The following is a 625-nucleotide window of genomic DNA, read 5'->3' as shown; positions in this document are numbered from 1 at the left end:
CGGCATAACTGATCCGTTGTCCGAAATTTGTCCGGGTATGACTATCAACGTTCCAACTAAGTCGGCCATTCAGGGCTATGTGAGTGCACAGGTCAAGAGCCAGCAACAGCAACAGCCGATTATGATCTGAGGGGCGTATGAGTTTCGCAATTAAAGATCGTATAGAAGTCAGCTTGTTCATAAACGACACAGAGTTCCCACTAGAAGCTCTGAACGTGCTGCACTTCATACACATAGCATGGACCACACGCGCACTGGTCCCCACAGTTCACTTCTCCATATTTGACGCGACTCACACCTTGGACAGCGTGCCCCTACAGGATGGCATTCCCATCCGGGTTGTGATTCGCGCTTACCAAGGTCAGACACAGACCTTCAACTTCCGGAAGTACGACCACAAAAAGACAAACATGGGCAACGGCTTTGCCTATGAAGTGGACGGATATCTGGACTTTCCAAAGTACTGGACCGGGACCAGTGTCGCCGGCCTAAGGGGAACTTCAAATGACGTTCTATCGCAGATCGCGACAACGTGCGGCCTCCAATTCGATGGGGCTAGTACTTCGGATTCTCAACTGTGGCTACCACGCAATAAGACATATGCGGAGTTCGCACGCAGTATAGC

Annotated in this window: 1 protein-coding gene; it reads left to right on the top strand. The window is 50.9% G+C overall.

Going from position 1 to position 625, the window contains the following annotated elements; genetic code table 11:
• Positions 1-137: 137 nt before the first annotated feature.
• On the top strand, positions 138-625 hold a 488-nt coding region (locus AC1RO3_RS08245; protein WP_481763967.1), incomplete at its 3' end, for a hypothetical protein.

It is taken from the genome of Dellaglioa sp. CoH-57-MRSF-19, assembly GCF_056781975.1.
The sequence above is the reverse complement of the archived record's forward strand: the minus strand, read 5'-3'. Positions and strand labels throughout refer to the sequence as shown.